Below are 17,248 nucleotides of genomic sequence, written 5' to 3'. Positions count from 1 at the left end.
CTCTTTTCCTAGTCATGAAATGGAATCAACGCAGCAGTCATATCCACTTGAAAAAGTGAAAGCGCAAGTTCAAGTGCTAGATATTCAGTTTGATAACGTCACATTATTAGATATGCGCGAAAATATTTTACGCTACATGCATACGCCTACGCCACATAATCTATTTGTAGTGACGGCGAATCCAGAAATTGTGCATTATGCTTCTGAAGAACCGATGTACCAAAACATTATTACGAAAGCGGATTATATCATTCCAGATGGCACAGGGATTGTAAAGGCGGCTAAAATCTTAGGACATCCATTACAAGAGCGGGTGCCAGGTATTGAAGTCATGGAGCAATGTTTAGATATTGCGGATATTGAACACCGAAAAGTATTTTTACTTGGCGCAACATCGCCTGTTGTTGAGAAAGCAGCGCGTCGGATAAAGCGTCAATACCCAAATTTGGAGATTCAAACGCATCATGGATTTATTGATATTGTTGATGCTGAAGTGGTAGATACAATTCGTGATTTTAATCCGGATTTTATATTTGTAGGCATGGGTTATCCTAAACAAGAACAATGGATTCAACACAATCGTCATCACTTTGATCACACAATGATGATGGGGGTTGGAGGCTCAATTGACGTATTTAGTGGTGAAGTTAAACGTGCGCCGTACATTTGGCGAGCGCTCAATTTAGAATGGGTGTACAGAGGTATTACAGACATTAAACGTATTCATCGCTTTAAACGTATTCCTAAATTTTTATTTGCTGTGCTTAAACAAAAGTATTTTAAAGTATAAAAACGTATTTCCGAATACAACGTTCGGAAATACGTTTTTTTAAGAGTTAAGATGTATGTTTCACTGTTTAATAGGGTAAAGTTGATTACATAAGGACGAGCATGGTGCGTGGATTCAATCTAGAGAAGCGGAGATACCACATACTTGCTAGGTCTTACTTTATTTCAAAGCGATGTTCATCTAACTGTTTTCTAAATGCTTTTTGTTCTGCAACAGATTTTTTCTTAAACGCTTTAAGGAATGCTTCATACTTTGGTAATATCTCATCAACAGAACCAAAATCTTTTAATTGTCCTGCTTCAATCCATGCAATTTTAGTACAAAAATCACGGACTTGACGAAGATTGTGGCTCACAAAAAAGATGGTTTTGTCTGCTTCTTTAAATTCGTATATTTTTTTTAAACTTTTTTGAGTGAACGTTTGGTCGCCTACAGAGAGCGCTTCATCAATGACAAGAATTTCTGGATCAATGGTGACACTGATTGAAAAGCCGAGTTTAGAGCGCATTCCGCTTGAATATTTTTTGACGGGCTGATAAATGAATTCGCCGAGTTCACTAAATTCAACAATTTGAGGTGTGAGCGCTTTGATTTGATGTTTATTAAAGCCCATGCACAACATTTTAAATTCGATATTTTCAAGGCCAGTGAGATTACCGTTAAGACCCGCATTAATCGCAATGACGCTGACATCACCGGCTTTATCAATATGACCGTGTGTGGGGGTTAAAGAGCCACCAATCATGTTGCTTAAAGTTGATTTTCCTGATCCGTTAATGCCGACGAGTCCAATAACATCGCCTGCATAGGCTTGAATAGACACATCTTTTAAAGCGTAAAAAGTTTTATTTTTATGTTTTGGCCATAAAGCGTCTTTGATGCGCTCTTTATTATTGCGATAGATACGGTATTCTTTTGTCACATGTTCAATGTTTACCGTTGGTTTCATAATTCAACATCCCTAACTAAAAGTTTATATCTCTTTGACTGAGTATTTGATGATAATTTGAAGTGTGATGCATCTTATTCTAACATGAATGGGGTAAGTATGGTTTCATAGGGTTATCATGTCTGAATAGTGAAATTTAACAAATCATTGTATAAATCTTTGTCAGTTTGACTTCAACCTACTATAATTTTAGATTATAATCATATTACTAAGTAGTTGTTAAATTTGTAAAGCTATTGTAAATTATTTAAGGATACAATGTATTAATTTTACTGAAAGCTATGAGTTATTTCAATTAAAGAATATGCGATAGATACGGATGGGTCAAACTTTAAATAAAGTGGGAGGTTATTTTTAGTTTGACAATCAAATGTTGTCGTATGTGAAAGCGTGGTCAGTTATGAAGTCTGTCTTAACCGTGCTAAAAGAGCACGTGACGAGTTTTTATCTCATTCAACGTTTAGCACAGTTCCAACTAAAAATTACAAATCATAATAACTATTTAGGGTTAGCATGGGAGATTATTAACCCTATTATTCAAATCATGGTTTATTGGTTTGTGTTTGGATTTGGAATTCGTAGCAACCATCCTATTGATGGTGTGCCGTTTATATACTGGTTACTCGTTGGGATTAGCATGTGGTTCTTTATCAACCAAGGTATTTTAGAAGGGACAAAATCGATTACGATGAAATATGGTCAAGTGGCAAAAATGAATTTTCCCTTGTCGATCATTCCTACGTACATCGTGACGAGTAAATTGTATGGACATCTCGTACTCGTATTTGCCATTGTGATATTGTGTATGATTGCGGGTGTGCCCCCTTCAATTTATATTGTCCAATTGTTATTATATATTCCTTTTGCTTATTTTATAACAATGTCCATTGCGTTGCTCACTTCAACGTTAGGGGTACTTGTGAGAGATACGCAAATGGCAATGCAAGCTTTATTAAGGGTTCTTTTCTATGCATCCCCAATTCTTTGGGTACCCAAACCAGGGTCTTTGCCAGAAAAGATTATGATGTATAATCCAATTTATTTCATTGCAGAGAGTTATCGTGCCGCAATATTATTCCATGAATGGTATTTTATTGAGCACTGGGAACTCGCTTTATATAACGTATTTGTTGCAGTAGTATTCTTTGTTGTTGGGTCGATGTTGCATATGCGCTACAGAGATCATTTTGCAGATTTTATGTAATTGAGACAAAGAATCTTACTTAGAGGTAAGAGCATCTTCTAATGTCATCAATGACTAGGGGTAGATGAGCGATGTAAGCGCATATCCCCCAGTCATTGATGGATTATAATTTCTCAAAGGCTGGCGCACGAGTTGTCCAGCTTTTTTCTATAAACAAATCTTATAAGGCGGTGTTAAAAATGCTACGTTATTGGTTCAAAGAAGTGTACATCATAATGATTCGTTTTTTAATGCTTTTTGTTCAGAATAGGAATATCAATACCAAACAAATAGTAGTTTTAATGACTTTTAAAGAAGACACATTACCTGTCATTCAAAAATTAAATGAGCGCGGCTTTCATGTCACTGTATTTGCTAAAAGACAACACCTTGAGGTGTTAAAACAAATAGATGGGGTCCTCATTCATGAACTTCATCAAATGAATATATGCCATCAATTATACGCAATGGCAGGTGCTAAAGTTATTTTTATAGATAATTTATATGCATTTATGGCAGGATTTAAAAAGAAAAAAGGACAAACCGTCATACAGACTTGGCATGCCGCAGGGGCGTTAAAACAATTTGGTTTCGAAGACCATGCGGTCAATCAGGACAATGTTTTAAGTGTCAAGCAATATCAAAAGGTGTATGCCACAACCGATAAATATCTTGTAGGCTGTGCCCAAATGGCTACGTGCTTTCAAAACGCTTTTCACGCAAATTATGAGCAGCTTGTAAATTTTGGAGTTCCGAGAATGTCCAGGTATTTTCAAACAGATACTGACGCACGAAAAACCCAACTTAGAGCGCAATTAGGGATAGAGCGAAAAGTGGCCGTCTATTTGCCGACTTATCGAGAAGAAGGCATGACCAACCGAATCTTAAATAAAGAGGCCTTCGAAAAAAATATGCCGGAGTATCTTCTGTTAACACGTTATCATCCAGCAACACATATCTTATCGGAGGATTATGGATTATCTATTTTTGATTTGATTGTTCTTGCTGATGTAATTATTTCTGATTATAGTTCTTTACCTATTGAAGCAAGCCTTATTCAAACGCCGACATTATTCTATGTCTATGACGAACAAGCGTATGAAAAAGTGAGAGGCTTAAATCGTTATTTTTATGATATCCCTACCTCTTATAAGGTCTATCGAGAAGAGGACATCTATCGTCGTCTTGAATCTGAGGACCTCCAACCGCTTTTTGAAGATTGGCATACGTATAATAAACAATCCACGTTAAATCAGATTGCTATTTATGTAGACCGACTAACAAAAATTTAATTTCAACGAACATGATGACCATTAGCCTTTAAAACTTGAGTATAGTCTCTAATATATAGATTTTGAATTGTATCTCTTAGACGTGCGTGCTATACTTTGGTCATATGTTAAGCTCATATTAAAAATATTAAGGAGGTGTAAACGTGAAACGTGTCATTACTTATGGAACGTATGATCTTTTACACTATGGACATATCGAATTACTGCGTCGTGCAAGAGAAATGGGAGATTATCTCGTAGTTGCACTTTCGAGTGATGAGTTTAATCGAATCAAAAATAAAAAGTCTTATTATAATTATGAGCAACGAAAAATGATGTTAGAATCGATTCGTTATGTAGACCTTGTGATTCCAGAGAATGATTGGGGTCAAAAAGAAACCGACGTTGAAAAGTACGAAATTGATACTTTTGTGATGGGTCACGATTGGGAAGGCGAATTTGACTTTCTCAAAGACAAATGTGAAGTGATTTACCTTAAACGTACCGAAGGAATATCGACTACTCAAATTAAAAAAGAATTATACGGCAAAGACGCAAAATAACGGATTGGGGGACTCCCCCAATCCGTTATTTTAATATTTTGAGATTCGGTTATTTTCGGCGATTAAAAGTTAAAAAGAGTAGATAATAAATGATGACTGATAAAAACCCTATTAAAAAGAGCAATCCTAGTGAGGTGAGAATAGGATGATCTTTCCAAGAACTCACAACAAATGATTTTGATTGATGTACTATTGGTTTTTCTACAGTGACTGTAGGTGGCCCATACGCTTTAGAAATAAACTGTCGATCGTATTCTAAATGAACTTCACCTTTTTCAATGACAAAGCGGTAGGGTTTTGTCATTCCTTTAGGTACAACATCATACAAGTCTTCAGTCACATAATAAGCTTTTCCATTAATTTTGTGTTCACCTTTGGCTAAGACTTTTTTATAATCATATTGATCAAAAGCAGCATTAATGGTACTTGCACTCATCATGTTGCGTTCCTTTTCACCACCGAGATTTTTATAATCTCCAGCGCCCATAATAATATGGAATATCCGGAATTTACCACGTTTTGTGGTAAGAGAATTGTTGTAATCCGCAAGATCACTTGAGCCAGTTTTTAAACCATCTGTACCTTGGAGACTCATATTGCCACCCTCAAGTAGGTCATTGAATGTGTAATAAGTGACCCCGTGCTGAGTCGGTGCAATTTGCTTAGTGAAATCTAATATCTTAGGTGTGTCTTTGACAGTATGTAAAGCCAAGATAGCATAATCGTGAGGAGAGGTCATTGACGACATCTCATTCTTATATTTCTTAGGCGCAAATTCTTGTAAACGATAGTTTTCAGCACCTGTTGGATTAACGAAATGCGTTTTTGACATGCCAAGATCTTTCGCAGTTTGGTTCATGTCATCTACAAATTTTGATGTTGATCCAGATACTTTTTTCGCAAGAATTAACGAGGCGGCATTACTGGAGGCTGAAACGGTAATTTGGAGTAATTCTGCGATGGTATAGGTTTCTCCAGGATAGAGCTTTGTATTGCTTAATTCTGGCAATGTAGACATTCTATAATGTTCATCGGTGATTTTGATAGTGTCATCAAGGCTTAAGTCACCCGATTTTACTGCTTGTAACGTGAGGTACATCGTCATCAGCTTGGTCATTGAAGCGGGGTACCATTTTTGTTGATCTTGGTATTGATAAAGGATTTGGCCTGTTTCACTAATGTTAATGAGTCCCTCAGGTTGAAAGCCATAACCGACCGAATACCCATATTGATTCGCGATATCTACAGGTGTCACTGTATTCGCTTTAGTAAAAGGTGTTATAATAGTTGTAGCGAAGAATACAACTAAAATACTCAGAATTACTTTTTTCATACGCACTCCTTCAAACATCTTCAAACTTTTGTTTGGAACAACTGAAATTCTATTTTACCACAGTTTTTTGTGAGATGTATGCATCTAAAGGTGTAGTTTGAAAATAATGGAGTGAGACATTTCTACATATTAATCGGATGTCTTATCACCGAGTGAGAAAAAAACCGTGATTAGAGCGATGCTATAAAAGAGGGTTAGAATACTGCGTGACACAGATAAGTCACCACAAGTAAAAACGATTGAAGAGGTACGAATTTATGAAAAAAGAGAATCCACTTATCTATTTACTAAAAAAAATTTCATGGCCAGTGGGTTTGATTATTATTGCAGTTATGATTGCCTCATTGGGGAGTTTAACAGGTCTACTCGTCCCTCTTTTTACTGGACGATTAGTAGATAAATTTACGATAACGACAATTAATCCGTCATTTATCGCAATTCTTGTGGGTGTCTTTTTAATGAATGCGATACTAAGCGGTTTAGGATATTATTTATTAAATAAAATTGGCGAAAAAATGATTTATGCGATTCGCTCAGTATTATGGCGACACATCATTCATTTGAAAATGCCATTTTTTGATAAAAATGAAAGTGGACAATTGATGAGTCGTCTAACAGATGATACAAAAGTGATTAATGATTTTATTTCGCAAAAATTACCAGGCTTTTTTCCATCTGTCATTACAGTGATAGGTTCCTTAGTCATGCTTTTCATTTTAGACTGGCAAATGACCTTACTCACATTTATTACTATTCCTATTTTTGCACTGATCATTACGCCACTAGGTAAGATTATGCAAAAAATTTCGACGAATACGCAAAATGAAATAGCTAATTTTAGTGGTCTATTAGGCCGTGTTTTAACAGAAATGCGACTTGTAAAAGTATCGAATACGGAACATTATGAATTAGAAAAAGCACGTTTCAACTTAGATGAAATCTATAAATTAGGACTTAAACAGGCGAAAATAGCTGCAATTATTCAACCCATCTCAGGTATTATTATGCTGATTACGATTGGTATGATTCTTGGTTTTGGAGGATTGCGTATTTCATCTGGCGCAATATCAGCAGGGACGCTCGTGGCAATGATTTTTTATGTGCTTAATTTATCAGTTCCATTAATCAATTTATCGACATTAGCTACAGACTATAAAAAAGCGGTCGGTGCGAGCAGTCGAATTTATGAAATATTACATGAACCTCTGGAAGCCATTGAACCGAAAAATAATGCCTATCACCTTGCCCACGGTGACTTGACGTTTGAACATGTGTCATTCCAATATGAGGTTAAGCCTGTATTAAATGACGTATCGTTTAATATTCAACGAGGAGCTGTAACGGCATTCGTTGGGCCCTCTGGTTCTGGGAAGAGTACGTTATTCAGTTTAATCGAACGTATGTATGAAATTGAAACCGGTGATATTAAATATAACCAACAATCAATTTATGATATTAGTTTGAGTGACTGGCGCCGTAAAATTGGTTATGTGATGCAATCGAATGCCATGATGAATGGCACTATTCGTGAAAATATGCTTTACGGAATAGAGCGAGAAGTCTCACAAGAAGAACTTGAACATTATGCTAAACTTGCCAATTGTCATGAATTTATTTCAAGCTTCGAACAAGGTTATGATACGATTGTTGGAGAGCGTGGCTTAAAATTATCAGGAGGCCAACGTCAACGTATTGATATTGCGAGAAGTTTTGTGAAAGATCCAGATATTTTATTATTGGATGAAGCCACAGCCAACTTAGATAGCGAGAGTGAACGTAAAATCCAAGAAGCATTAGATATCTTAATGGAAAATCGGACAACAGTCGTGATTGCCCATCGTTTATCTACAATTAAAAAGGCAGGTCAAATCATTTTCCTAGATCAAGGACGTGTCACAGGCGTAGGTAAACACGAAGAGTTAATGCAAACGCATGAAAAATATCAACATTTTGTAGAAACACAAAACTTAACCACACATTAAAAAGGTGGTCATTGCCCTTGTTTGATGCAACAAGGCAATGCCACCTTTCTTTAATTTTGGAGATGTTTTGGCAAGTGATTTGTTTGGCAACCTTCGTTCATATCACATGCGCTACATTGTCCTTTTTTAGATTTCTTAAAATAACGCGTAAGGACATAGGCAGAATAACTGATGATGACGAGTACAAATAAAATATTGATGACGAGTGTCATCGTATCACCTCCTAAAAAATAAGTGAACCCACTTGATAGACAATAAATGAAAGCACATAGGCAATCGTGACAGGATAGGTTACCGCAAGTAGGGTCCATTTCCATGACGTTGTTTCTTTACGAATAGCAGCGACTGTTGCTAAGCAAGGTGTGTAAAGTAAAATGAACACCATAAAACTATAAGCAGATAATGCTGTGAAATGTGATGAAATCATAGAGACTAAGGCGTTATCATTGACCGCATAAATAATGGCCATCGCACTCACAATGACTTCTTTGGCAAGAAAACCTGGAATTAATGTTGCAGCGGCTTGCCAACTGTCAAAACCTAACGGTGTTAAGAGTGGGGCAAGGGTTGTACCGATAGCATGCAAAAAGCTTTCATTGACAGGCACGTCTAAGCCATTTGGACCTGCATAATTTAATATCCAAATAATGACAGAACCCGCAAAAATAAAAGTACCCGCTTTTTTAACAAACCCTTTTCCTTTTTCCCACGTACTACGCCATAACGTCTTGATAGATGGCATGCGATAAGGTGGGAGCTCAACAACAAAAATCGACGTATCTTTTTTCAGTATCGTTTTAGACAAAATATAACTGACGACTAATGCAGCGACAATGCCAAGAACATAAAGGCTTAAGACGATAAGCGCTTGATGTTGGGCAAAAAATACAGCCACAAACAAACCATAAACAGGAAGGCGCGCTGAACATGACATGAAAGGCGTGATTAAGATGGTGGTCAGGCGCTCTTTTTCTTCTTCAATACTCCGAGCAGCCATGATGCCGGGAACATTACAACCGAACCCGATAATCATGGGAATAAAAGATTTTCCGTTTAAACCAAAATTCTCCATAATTCGATCCATAATGACGGCTATGCGCGCCATATAACCAGAATCCTCTAACAGAGAGATAAAGAAAAATAATACTAAAATTTGCGGGACAAAGACGAGTACGCCCCCTACACCAGCAATAATGCCGTCTGTTACAAGCGCTTGAATCGGCGCATAAATACCTAATGAAGTCATTACTTTTGTCGCAAAATCGGTTAACGGTCCGCCGAAAAATGCGTCGAGTTGATCAGAGAGTGGCGTTCCAATCCATGTAAATGTAATTTGGAAAATGAGCCACATAAATCCTAAAAAGATAAGAATTCCTAACACTTTATGTGTTAATAAAGCATCGATACGTTCAGTAAGGTGATGTTTCGTTGTTTTAGGATAGGTAACGACATCACTCAACAACCCTTCGATGTAATTTTGACGAGTAGCCAGAATTTCTCGCTCAATATCTATATTATGTGTACGGTGAAAAGCCGTCATGCAGTTATTAAATGCTTCTCGTGTTGCAGCGTCAAAAGAGGCTTTAACGGATGGATTGTCTAAGATGTATTGAATAGCGATAAAGCGATGATGCTTACTTGCAAGCGGATAGTCTTTTGGAATACATGCGATGATTTCTTTAATAAGTGATTCTATGTGTTCCCCATACTGAATGATTAAGGGACGTTGTGGTGACAAATGATGATCTTTTAAAGCGTTGAGCATTTCTGTACTCCCTTTTCCAGTTCTAGCAATCACTGGAATGATAGGGAGGTGTAATTTGCGCATTAATTTTTGGTAATCGATTTGAATGCCACGCTGACTCGCAACATCCACCATATTCAAACCGATAAGCAACGGTGCGCCAAACTCTAGTAATTGAATAGTTAAATTAAAGTTTCGCTTGATTTGAGCAGCATCAATAATATTAATCATCCCATCAAACGTCTCGTGAATAAGGTAGTCAGTAACCACCGTTTCATCACGGGAAATGGGGACGAGGTCGTAAATGCCAGGCAAATCAATCAAACGCCCAGAGTGCGCTTTCAGTTGTCCAACTTTTTTTTCAACAGTAACACCGCTCCAGTTGCCTACATAATCGTACGAGCCTGTTAACGCATTAAAAAGGGAAGTTTTACCGACATTTGGGTTTCCTAAAATACAGTATGCGTTATTCATAGCAGTGCTCCAGACAAATTTTACATGCATCACAATGACGGATAGAGATATGTTGGCCGTTAATATTAATTGTACAAGGGCCTTTGAATAATCCTTTTTGATGAACTTGCAATTGACACCCTTCAATACAACCTAAAGCACGTAAACGATGCTTTAAATTTGAATTGTTCATATCAAGTGTCGTTACTCTATAATTAATGCCGATTTGAGCGTCAGCCACATGTGTCATTAAAATCACCTATTCCATAAATGTTAATGATAATCATTTTCAATAAAATTATATACGCGATGACACTTTTTAACAATAGTTTTAGTGTGGAAATTTAGTGACAAGAGTGTTTTTTATGCGTTTGACTGAAAACGTTTAATATTTTCGATAAATAGTGATATTTGGCTTGGTGTGTAGGGAGAGAAAGCGATGTAAAAAGTTATTCTCACCGTTAAGGGCACGTGGTATACTTGAAGTGTTAAAAACAGAGAAAGGATAGGGTTTCAACCTATGTATTTAATTATCAACATAATTGGATTAATTGTATTTATGGGTGTTGCCGCATTGTTCTCGAGAGATCGAAAAAATATACAATGGGGTTCAATAGGCATCTTAGTCTTACTGAATTTACTTCTCGCATGGTTTTTTGTTTACTTCCCCGCAGGAACGAAAGTGGTTGAATATGCTGCTGCAGGTATTTCCTGGGTCATTGATGCGGCATTCTCTGGAGTGGGATTTGCCTTTAAAAGTTGGACGACAACAAAGCAAATGGACATGGCTGTCGCTGCGTTATTTCCGATTCTTTTAGTTGTCCCTTTGTTTGATGTTCTTATGTATTTAAGAATACTTCCATTCTTTATGCGTGGTATTGGTTGGGTATTAGCGAAAATCACACGTCAACCCAAGTTCGAAGCTTTTTTTGGGATTGAAATGATGTTTTTAGGAAATACTGAAGCCATCGCGGTTTCTAGTGAGCAAGTAAAACGCATTAATGATGCGCGGGTGCTCACAATTGCAATGATGTCCATGAGTTCTGTGTCAGGAGCTATTGTAGGCGCATACGTGACGATGTTGCCAGGAGAACTTGTATTGACGGCCATTCCATTAAATATTATTAATGCAATGATTGTATCTTCTATTTTGAATCCAATACATATCGAAGCGGATGAAGATGTTATTTATGAATTACGTACAAATGAAAAGCGTCAACCCTTCTTCTCATTTTTAGGAGATTCCGTTTTAAATGCTGGAAAACTGGTTTTAATTATTATTGCATTCGTCATTAGTTTTGTAGCCTTAGCAGAATTAGCTGATCGACTCATTAATTTAATCTCTGGTGGTATTGCTTCTTTATTCCATATTAAAGGCAGTATCGGTTTAGACCAAATTCTTGGTGTATTTATGTATCCTTTCGCATTGTTACTCGGTCTACCATTTGATGAGGCATGGATTGTGGCACAACAAATGGCTAAAAAAATTGTGACAAATGAATTTGTCGTCATGGGAGAAATTATGGGCGAGGTGCAAAATTATGATCCACACCGACGTGCTATTATTTCGACGTTCTTAATTTCATTTGCTAACTTCTCGACAGTAGGGATGATTATCGGTACATTAAAAGGGATTGTTAAAGAATCGACTTCGGATTTTGTGTCGAAATATGTTCCAATGATGTTATTGGCAGGTATTTTGGTATCGTTACTGACAGCAGGTTTTGTAGGCTTGTTTGCTTGGTAAAAAATAGAGATGATGCCAACTTCGGTTGTGTTAACAGCCCCAAAGTTAAAAGCTTTGAGGGCTGTTTTTTCATATAAAGAAGGCAGCTCAGCTGTTGCCGAACTGCCTTGACGGGAAATGAATAATTGGGTTGATACTCGAGCAAAATATCAACCTACGAGCAAAAATCTCTCTTACTATAAACAACACAAAGGAGATGGCCTCTTGTTGCTTTGCAACAAATAAGGTAATTCTTATTATACATAAAGACACCCTATAAGTAAACTAAATATTCAGAAATTTTTAAAATTTATTTGCGCGAGCTTAGAAATAACTTGTATATAAGGGATTAGTCAATCTTCATCAAGTGAATTCTTATTTACTAGAGACTAAAGAGAATATATTTCTGAATAGAAGTAGGAGTTTATTTTTAGGGACACTGTTTATTATTATTCATTCTATTAAATTGGCCGTGGCTTGTCTCTTCTTTATTGTTGATAGGGTACGAATTGTGAATAAATTGTGATAATATGACTATGTTACAACGATAGATTAAAAAAGGGGGATGTCGGTGTGAAAAGAACAATTAGAGATATTATTTTGGTTATTATCGGCAGTTTCATTTTTGCAGCAGGTGTTAATGCATTTGTAATTTCAGGCGACCTTGGAGAAGGGGGCGTCACTGGTTTAGCAATTATTTTATATTATGCTTTTCATATCTCACCCGCTTGGACAAACTTTATTGTCAATGCTGTGCTAATTGCAGTGGGGTATAAATTTTTAAGTAAACGAAGCATGTACTTGACGATTTTAGCGACGGTGCTAATTTCGATTTTCTTGAGTTTAACAGAGCCATGGCATGTGCAAACAGATAATATTTTGGTGAACGCGATATTTGGCGGTTCAGCTGTAGGCTTAGGGATTGGAATCATCATTCTTGCGGGGGGAACAACAGCAGGAACAACGATACTTGCAGGAATTGCGAACAAATATTTAGATGTTAGTACACCGTACGCATTGCTCTTTTTCGATGTGATTGTAGTGTTGATTTCACTCACAGTGATTCCTTTAGACCGTGTATTAGTGACGCTCATTAGTTTATATATCGGCACAAAAGTGATTGACTTCGTCATCGAAGGTTTAAATCCTAAAAAAGCAGTCACTATCATTTCCAAAGAACCCGATCGTGTGGCGAAAATGATTGATGAAGATATCGGGCGAGGCGTCACAATTTTAAATGGTCGTGGTTATTTTTCAAAACAAGAAACAGATGTCCTTTATGCTGTCATAAGTAAAACGCAACTTTCACGTACGAAACGACTCATTCGTCAAATAGATAAAAATGCTTTTGTAGTGGTGCATGATGTGCGTGATGTTTATGGAAATGGATTTTTAGTAGAGGATTAATGAGTTATCTACTGACACTTTTTACTGAAATAAGTTGTATCAAATAGCCATCAGAATTTATCTAAGGGTAAATTTTGATGGCTTTTAGCTTTAGGAGAGCGATATATTTCAATACCGCTCTTATTTTTGTTTATCATTTTCAAATAGAAAAGCATGTTAAAAAATGATATAATGTACAGACATGAAAATGATTCTCAATTAGAAATGTAGATATACTTTAATATAGATTAGAAATGACGCTCAATCGGTGGAAGCGTAGAAAGAAGGATGAGAATGAGTAGATTAACAGGAAAAGAAGTCACAATAGGTTACGGAGAGCGCGTAATCGTCGACAATTTAGATGTTGCGATCCCTGATGGGAAAATTACTTCTATTATTGGGCCAAACGGGTGCGGTAAGTCTACCTTATTAAAAGCATTATCTCGATTGTTAGCGACAAAAAGTGGCGAGGTTTTCTTAGATGGTAAAAATATTCAGTCACAATCAACAAAAGAGATTGCCAAAAAAATCGCCATTCTCCCACAATCCCCTGATGTTGCAGATGGGCTAACAGCAGGAGAATTGGTCTCTTATGGGCGATTTCCACACCAAAAAGGATTTGGACGTTTGTCAGATGAAGATAAGCAAGAGATTGAATGGGCAATGCGTGTCACAGGTACTTATGATTTCAAACATCGCGCGGTGAATGATTTGAGTGGGGGCCAACGTCAACGTGTATGGATTGCTATGGCACTTGCACAAAAAACAGATATTATATTTCTTGATGAACCTACGACGTATTTAGATATCTCACATCAGCTTGAAATTTTAGAATTAGTACAATCATTAAATGAAGAACACGGGACAACCATTGTCATGGTGCTTCACGACATCAACCAAGCGATTCGTTTCTCAGATTATTTAATTACGATGAAAAAAGGTGACATTGTCAAACAAGGTGAAACACATGAAGTATTGACGAACGAAATCCTCGAAGAAGTTTTCAATATTGATGCTGAATTAAGTACTGACCCACGTACGGGTAAACCTATGCTCGTCACATATAACTTATTATGCAAACACTATGAAAAGGTAAAATAAAGTGATGCCGAAAGAAAGTAATGTCCAAAGGAAAACTCATAAAAAAAGCCATTTTACACGATATATGTTGCTAGGCATCGTGTTATTACTCTTTGCTTTTATTGTGTCAATTATTGTTGGAGAAGCGCATGTTGATCTTAAAACAATTGGGCAAGCTATCCTCCAATATGACCCTTCAAACCAAGCACATAACGTTATCGTTGAAATTCGATTGCCCCGAGATATTGGTGCAGTGATGGTCGGTATGGCGTTAGCTGTATCAGGTGCTGTGATTCAAGGTGTCACTAAAAATGGACTTGCCGATCCAAGTTTAATCGGTTTGAATGCAGGGGCTGCTTTTGCTTTAGCATGCGCGTTTGCTCTTCTTCCAGGCGCCCCTTTTTTAGTTTTAATTTTAATCAGTTTTGCCGGTGCAATTTTCGGAGGAACTTTAGTTTTAACTATAGGTAATTCGAGACGCGATGGATTTAATCCGATGCGTCTCATTTTAGCTGGTGCAGCGGTAAGTGCTTTGTTAACCGCATTGAGTCAGGGCATCGCGTTATTTTTTAGATTAAATCAATCCATCAATTTTTGGAATGCAGGTGGGATTTCCAGTACGACTTGGCAACACCTGTATATCAGTGTGCCGTTAATTCTAGTTGTCATTATTTTGTTGATGTTGATGCGGCGACAATTGACCATACTAAGTTTAGGGGAATCAATCGCTAAAGGGCTTGGCCAAAATACGAAAATTATCAGTCTCAGTGCCCTGTTGTTAACGATGTTGCTCGCAGGGATTTCAGTAGCAATGGTTGGCCAAATTGCATTTGTGGGTTTGATTATCCCGCATTTAGTGCGCTTTTTAATTGGAACCGAATATGAAAAAATATTACCCCTTTCAGCTCTTTTTGGAGGTACGCTTGTTCTAGTGGCTGATATTTTAGCGCGACTCCTCGGGGAAACGCCAATGAGTGCCATCATTTCGTTTATTGGTGTACCTTTCTTCTTATATTTGATTAAGAAAGGGGGGCGTCTCAATTGATTGAAGAAAAAGTTAAGAAAAAACGTCGTCTCGCAATAGGGATAGGCGCAATCATATTAGTATTATCGATGATGGTCAACCTCATGGTAGGTGAGTACCCATTAACCTTAAAAGAAATCGGGCAAACTTTTTTAGGATTAGGCGATGGGGCCTCCGAACTTATACTTGTCGAATTTCGTTTGCCACGTTTACTGATTACCTTATTTGCTGGAATTGCTTTAAGTTTAAGTGGGGCGATTCTGCAAAGTATTACACGTAATCCTCTAGCTGAACCAGGCATTTTAGGCATCAATGCGGGGAGTGGCTTTGCCATTGCATTATTTATAGCCATTGGCCACGTTAAAGCCGATGATTTTGTTTATATGCTTCCTATAGTGAGTTTAATTGGGGGCATCGTGGTGACGGTATTTATTTTCTATTTCAGTTATCAAGGAGATCAAGGATTATCCCCCGCAAGTATGGTTTTAGTCGGTATTGGCTTATCAGCCGCACTTTCTGGAGGCGCACTCACCATCATCTCTACGTTCGATAAAAGTCAATCTGAATTTATATCTACTTGGCTTGCTGGAAATATTTGGGGAGATACGTGGCCATTTGTGTGGGCGTTTCTGCCATGGCTTGTAGTGATGATTCCCATTATTCTCTATCAAGCAGAAGTTTTAAACATTCTAAGCACAGATGATCTTGTAGCGCGCGGTTTAGGGATTTCTTTAAATCGTCAACGTCTTATTTTAGTAGTGATTGCGGTATTATTATCCTCTGTTGCAGTTTCTGTTGCTGGTGCCATTGGATTTATTGGACTTATGGGCCCTCATATTGCAAGAACCATCATTGGACCGAGACATCAAAGTTTTCTTCCGCTCGCGATGATGATAGGGGGAATATTACTTATTATTTCAGATACGATTGGACAAACACTCATTCAACCGAGTGGCATGCCAGCTGGAGTAGTCGTCGCCATTATTGGTGCCCCTTATTTCTTATACTTAATGTATCGGGTGCGACGTTTATAGTGAAAGGTTTTATTTAAGTTTTGTACTATGACGCATTGTAGATGCATTTCAATCATCTTTATGTATATATAAAGAAAATTAAATGCCAAACATATAAGCAATTCTCTCTAAATTATGTTAGAATAAGTGTAACTATGATGAAATGCAAATTCAGGAGGACAAGCTATGCAAGAACTAATTCAAAAACATGTCTTAAATGGCGAATTTTCGGCTGTTAAAAGCTTAATGTCCGCGACTGATTTCTTAGCATTTGAAGAAGCTTACATTTCTAGTGCTCATGAAGATGAAAGCGTCATGTACTATACTTGTTTACTCGATATGATTAAATCTGAAGAAACATCAGAAATACATGATCTTGCATTTTTATTACTGGTCTATCCATTAAGTGAGGTACCGGGTGCTTTAGATGCGGCATACTATCATGCAGAGTCATCAATTAAATTGACTGAAGGAAAAGAAGTTAAGAGCCTGCTTCAAATGTTATTACTTCATGCGATTCCTGAACCAGTCATTTCGGATAAAAAAGCTTTTGATGTTGCAAAACAAATTTTAAAATTAGACCCTGAGAATAAAGTGGCACGAAACGTGCTAAAAGAAACAGCAAAACGTATGGACCAAGTCGTTGTAGATTTTGATGACTTAGGTGGTTTTAAAGACGCAAAATAAATCTTTATAAAAATTAGGTATTCTATTTTTGACACGCCCACAAAGTATTTGGCTTTGTGGGCAG

16 protein-coding genes are annotated in these 17,248 nt (G+C 37.1%); 11 read left to right on the top strand and 5 right to left on the bottom strand.

Annotated features, from left to right (window positions below):
- The first annotated feature begins 19 nt into the window (after positions 1-19).
- Positions 20-790, top strand: a complete 771-nt coding sequence (tarA, locus tag G8Y84_RS06815) for an N-acetylglucosaminyldiphosphoundecaprenol N-acetyl-beta-D-mannosaminyltransferase TarA (RefSeq protein WP_233654993.1) — start codon at positions 20-22, stop codon at positions 788-790.
- Between the two features lie 154 nt (positions 791-944).
- Here tarA and tagH read toward each other — a convergent pair whose 3' ends face one another.
- Positions 945-1,739, bottom strand: a complete 795-nt coding sequence (tagH, locus tag G8Y84_RS06810; protein WP_105962921.1) for a teichoic acids export ABC transporter ATP-binding subunit TagH — start codon at positions 1,737-1,739, stop codon at positions 945-947.
- Between the two features lie 400 nt (positions 1,740-2,139).
- Between tagH and G8Y84_RS06805 the strand changes: the two genes are divergently transcribed.
- The 3 genes from G8Y84_RS06805 to tagD all read left to right on the top strand — a co-directional run bounded on the left by G8Y84_RS06805 (position 2,140) and on the right by tagD (position 4,756).
- Positions 2,140-2,943 carry an ABC transporter permease gene (locus G8Y84_RS06805; protein ID WP_105962996.1) on the top strand — a complete coding sequence of 268 codons (804 nt, stop codon included), beginning with the start codon at positions 2,140-2,142 and terminating at the stop codon, positions 2,941-2,943.
- A gap of 179 nt (positions 2,944-3,122) precedes the next feature.
- Positions 3,123-4,214, top strand: a complete 1,092-nt coding sequence (gene tarB / locus G8Y84_RS06800; protein WP_105962922.1) for a teichoic acid glycerol-phosphate primase TarB — start codon at positions 3,123-3,125, stop codon at positions 4,212-4,214.
- A 143-nt stretch (positions 4,215-4,357) separates the two neighbouring features.
- Positions 4,358-4,756 carry a glycerol-3-phosphate cytidylyltransferase gene (gene tagD / locus G8Y84_RS06795; RefSeq protein ID WP_037572723.1) on the top strand — a complete coding sequence of 133 codons (399 nt, stop codon included), beginning with the start codon at positions 4,358-4,360 and terminating at the stop codon, positions 4,754-4,756.
- A 49-nt stretch (positions 4,757-4,805) separates the two neighbouring features.
- Here tagD and pbp4 read toward each other — a convergent pair whose 3' ends face one another.
- A complete protein-coding gene (pbp4, locus tag G8Y84_RS06790) occupies positions 4,806-6,089 on the bottom strand; it encodes a penicillin-binding protein PBP4 (RefSeq protein WP_103159322.1) in 1,284 nt (427 codons plus the stop codon).
- 257 nt (positions 6,090-6,346) lie between these two features.
- On the opposite strand from pbp4, the gene G8Y84_RS06785 reads away from it, so the two are divergent.
- Positions 6,347-8,071 (top strand): ABC transporter ATP-binding protein, encoded by a 1,725-nt coding sequence (locus G8Y84_RS06785; RefSeq protein WP_105996667.1) that lies wholly within the window; start codon positions 6,347-6,349, stop codon positions 8,069-8,071.
- A 50-nt stretch (positions 8,072-8,121) separates the two neighbouring features.
- Here the strand turns inward: G8Y84_RS06785 and G8Y84_RS06780 are convergent, their stop codons facing one another.
- From G8Y84_RS06780 to G8Y84_RS06770, 3 genes are read right to left on the bottom strand one after another with little or no spacing between them, the layout of a single operon-like run.
- On the bottom strand, positions 8,122-8,283 hold the full coding sequence (locus G8Y84_RS06780; RefSeq protein WP_037572717.1) for a FeoB-associated Cys-rich membrane protein: 162 nt from the start codon (positions 8,281-8,283) through the stop codon (positions 8,122-8,124).
- 11 nt (positions 8,284-8,294) lie between these two features.
- Positions 8,295-10,289: a ferrous iron transport protein B gene (feoB, locus tag G8Y84_RS06775; protein WP_105962923.1), complete on the bottom strand. Its 1,995-nt coding sequence runs from the start codon at positions 10,287-10,289 to the stop codon at positions 8,295-8,297.
- On the bottom strand, positions 10,282-10,518 hold the full coding sequence (locus G8Y84_RS06770; RefSeq protein WP_103159324.1) for a FeoA family protein: 237 nt from the start codon (positions 10,516-10,518) through the stop codon (positions 10,282-10,284). The genes feoB and G8Y84_RS06770 overlap by 8 nt, the downstream gene beginning before the upstream one ends.
- Before the next feature lie 270 nt (positions 10,519-10,788).
- Between G8Y84_RS06770 and G8Y84_RS06765 the strand changes: the two genes are divergently transcribed.
- From G8Y84_RS06765 to G8Y84_RS06740, 6 genes are all read left to right on the top strand, one after another.
- Entirely contained in the window at positions 10,789-12,015 is a 1,227-nt protein-coding gene (locus tag G8Y84_RS06765) for a NupC/NupG family nucleoside CNT transporter (RefSeq protein WP_105962924.1), read from the top strand.
- Positions 12,016-12,567: 552 nt separating this feature from the next.
- Positions 12,568-13,401, top strand: a complete 834-nt coding sequence (locus G8Y84_RS06760) for a YitT family protein (RefSeq protein WP_037572705.1) — start codon at positions 12,568-12,570, stop codon at positions 13,399-13,401.
- Positions 13,402-13,674: 273 nt separating this feature from the next.
- The gene (locus G8Y84_RS06755; RefSeq protein WP_103159326.1) at positions 13,675-14,481 is read left to right on the top strand and encodes an ABC transporter ATP-binding protein; all 807 of its coding nucleotides are present in this window, start codon (positions 13,675-13,677) and stop codon (positions 14,479-14,481) included.
- Between the two features lie 64 nt (positions 14,482-14,545).
- Positions 14,546-15,505: a FecCD family ABC transporter permease gene (locus G8Y84_RS06750; protein WP_051604946.1), complete on the top strand. Its 960-nt coding sequence runs from the start codon at positions 14,546-14,548 to the stop codon at positions 15,503-15,505.
- Positions 15,502-16,518: a FecCD family ABC transporter permease gene (locus G8Y84_RS06745; RefSeq protein ID WP_165806210.1), complete on the top strand. Its 1,017-nt coding sequence runs from the start codon at positions 15,502-15,504 to the stop codon at positions 16,516-16,518. The genes G8Y84_RS06750 and G8Y84_RS06745 overlap by 4 nt, the downstream gene beginning before the upstream one ends.
- A 165-nt stretch (positions 16,519-16,683) precedes the next feature.
- Positions 16,684-17,184, top strand: a complete 501-nt coding sequence (locus G8Y84_RS06740) for a hypothetical protein (RefSeq protein WP_037572694.1) — start codon at positions 16,684-16,686, stop codon at positions 17,182-17,184.
- Positions 17,185-17,248: the final 64 nt, after the last annotated feature.

This window comes from Staphylococcus sp. 11511212, assembly GCF_011394755.1.
GTDB lineage: Bacteria > Bacillota > Bacilli > Staphylococcales > Staphylococcaceae > Staphylococcus > Staphylococcus chromogenes.
This window is presented reverse-complemented; position numbering and strand designations above follow the sequence as displayed.

Excerpts from the sequence above, each read along its gene's own strand:
- tarA (WP_233654993.1), top strand. The coding sequence starts at position 20 with ATGGAATCAACGCAGCAGTCATATCCACTTGAAAAAGTGAAAGCGCAA.
- tagH (WP_105962921.1), bottom strand. The coding sequence starts at position 1,739 with ATGAAACCAACGGTAAACATTGAACATGTGACAAAAGAATACCGTATC.
- G8Y84_RS06805 (WP_105962996.1), top strand. The coding sequence starts at position 2,140 with ATGAAGTCTGTCTTAACCGTGCTAAAAGAGCACGTGACGAGTTTTTAT.
- tarB (WP_105962922.1), top strand. The coding sequence starts at position 3,123 with ATGCTACGTTATTGGTTCAAAGAAGTGTACATCATAATGATTCGTTTT.
- pbp4 (WP_103159322.1), bottom strand. The coding sequence starts at position 6,089 with ATGAAAAAAGTAATTCTGAGTATTTTAGTTGTATTCTTCGCTACAACT.
- G8Y84_RS06785 (WP_105996667.1), top strand. The coding sequence starts at position 6,347 with ATGAAAAAAGAGAATCCACTTATCTATTTACTAAAAAAAATTTCATGG.
- G8Y84_RS06780 (WP_037572717.1), bottom strand. The coding sequence starts at position 8,283 with ATGACACTCGTCATCAATATTTTATTTGTACTCGTCATCATCAGTTAT.
- feoB (WP_105962923.1), bottom strand. The coding sequence starts at position 10,289 with ATGAATAACGCATACTGTATTTTAGGAAACCCAAATGTCGGTAAAACT.
- G8Y84_RS06770 (WP_103159324.1), bottom strand. The coding sequence starts at position 10,518 with ATGACACATGTGGCTGACGCTCAAATCGGCATTAATTATAGAGTAACG.
- G8Y84_RS06765 (WP_105962924.1), top strand. The coding sequence starts at position 10,789 with ATGTATTTAATTATCAACATAATTGGATTAATTGTATTTATGGGTGTT.
- G8Y84_RS06755 (WP_103159326.1), top strand. The coding sequence starts at position 13,675 with ATGAGTAGATTAACAGGAAAAGAAGTCACAATAGGTTACGGAGAGCGC.
- G8Y84_RS06750 (WP_051604946.1), top strand. The coding sequence starts at position 14,546 with ATGTTGCTAGGCATCGTGTTATTACTCTTTGCTTTTATTGTGTCAATT.
- G8Y84_RS06740 (WP_037572694.1), top strand. The coding sequence starts at position 16,684 with ATGCAAGAACTAATTCAAAAACATGTCTTAAATGGCGAATTTTCGGCT.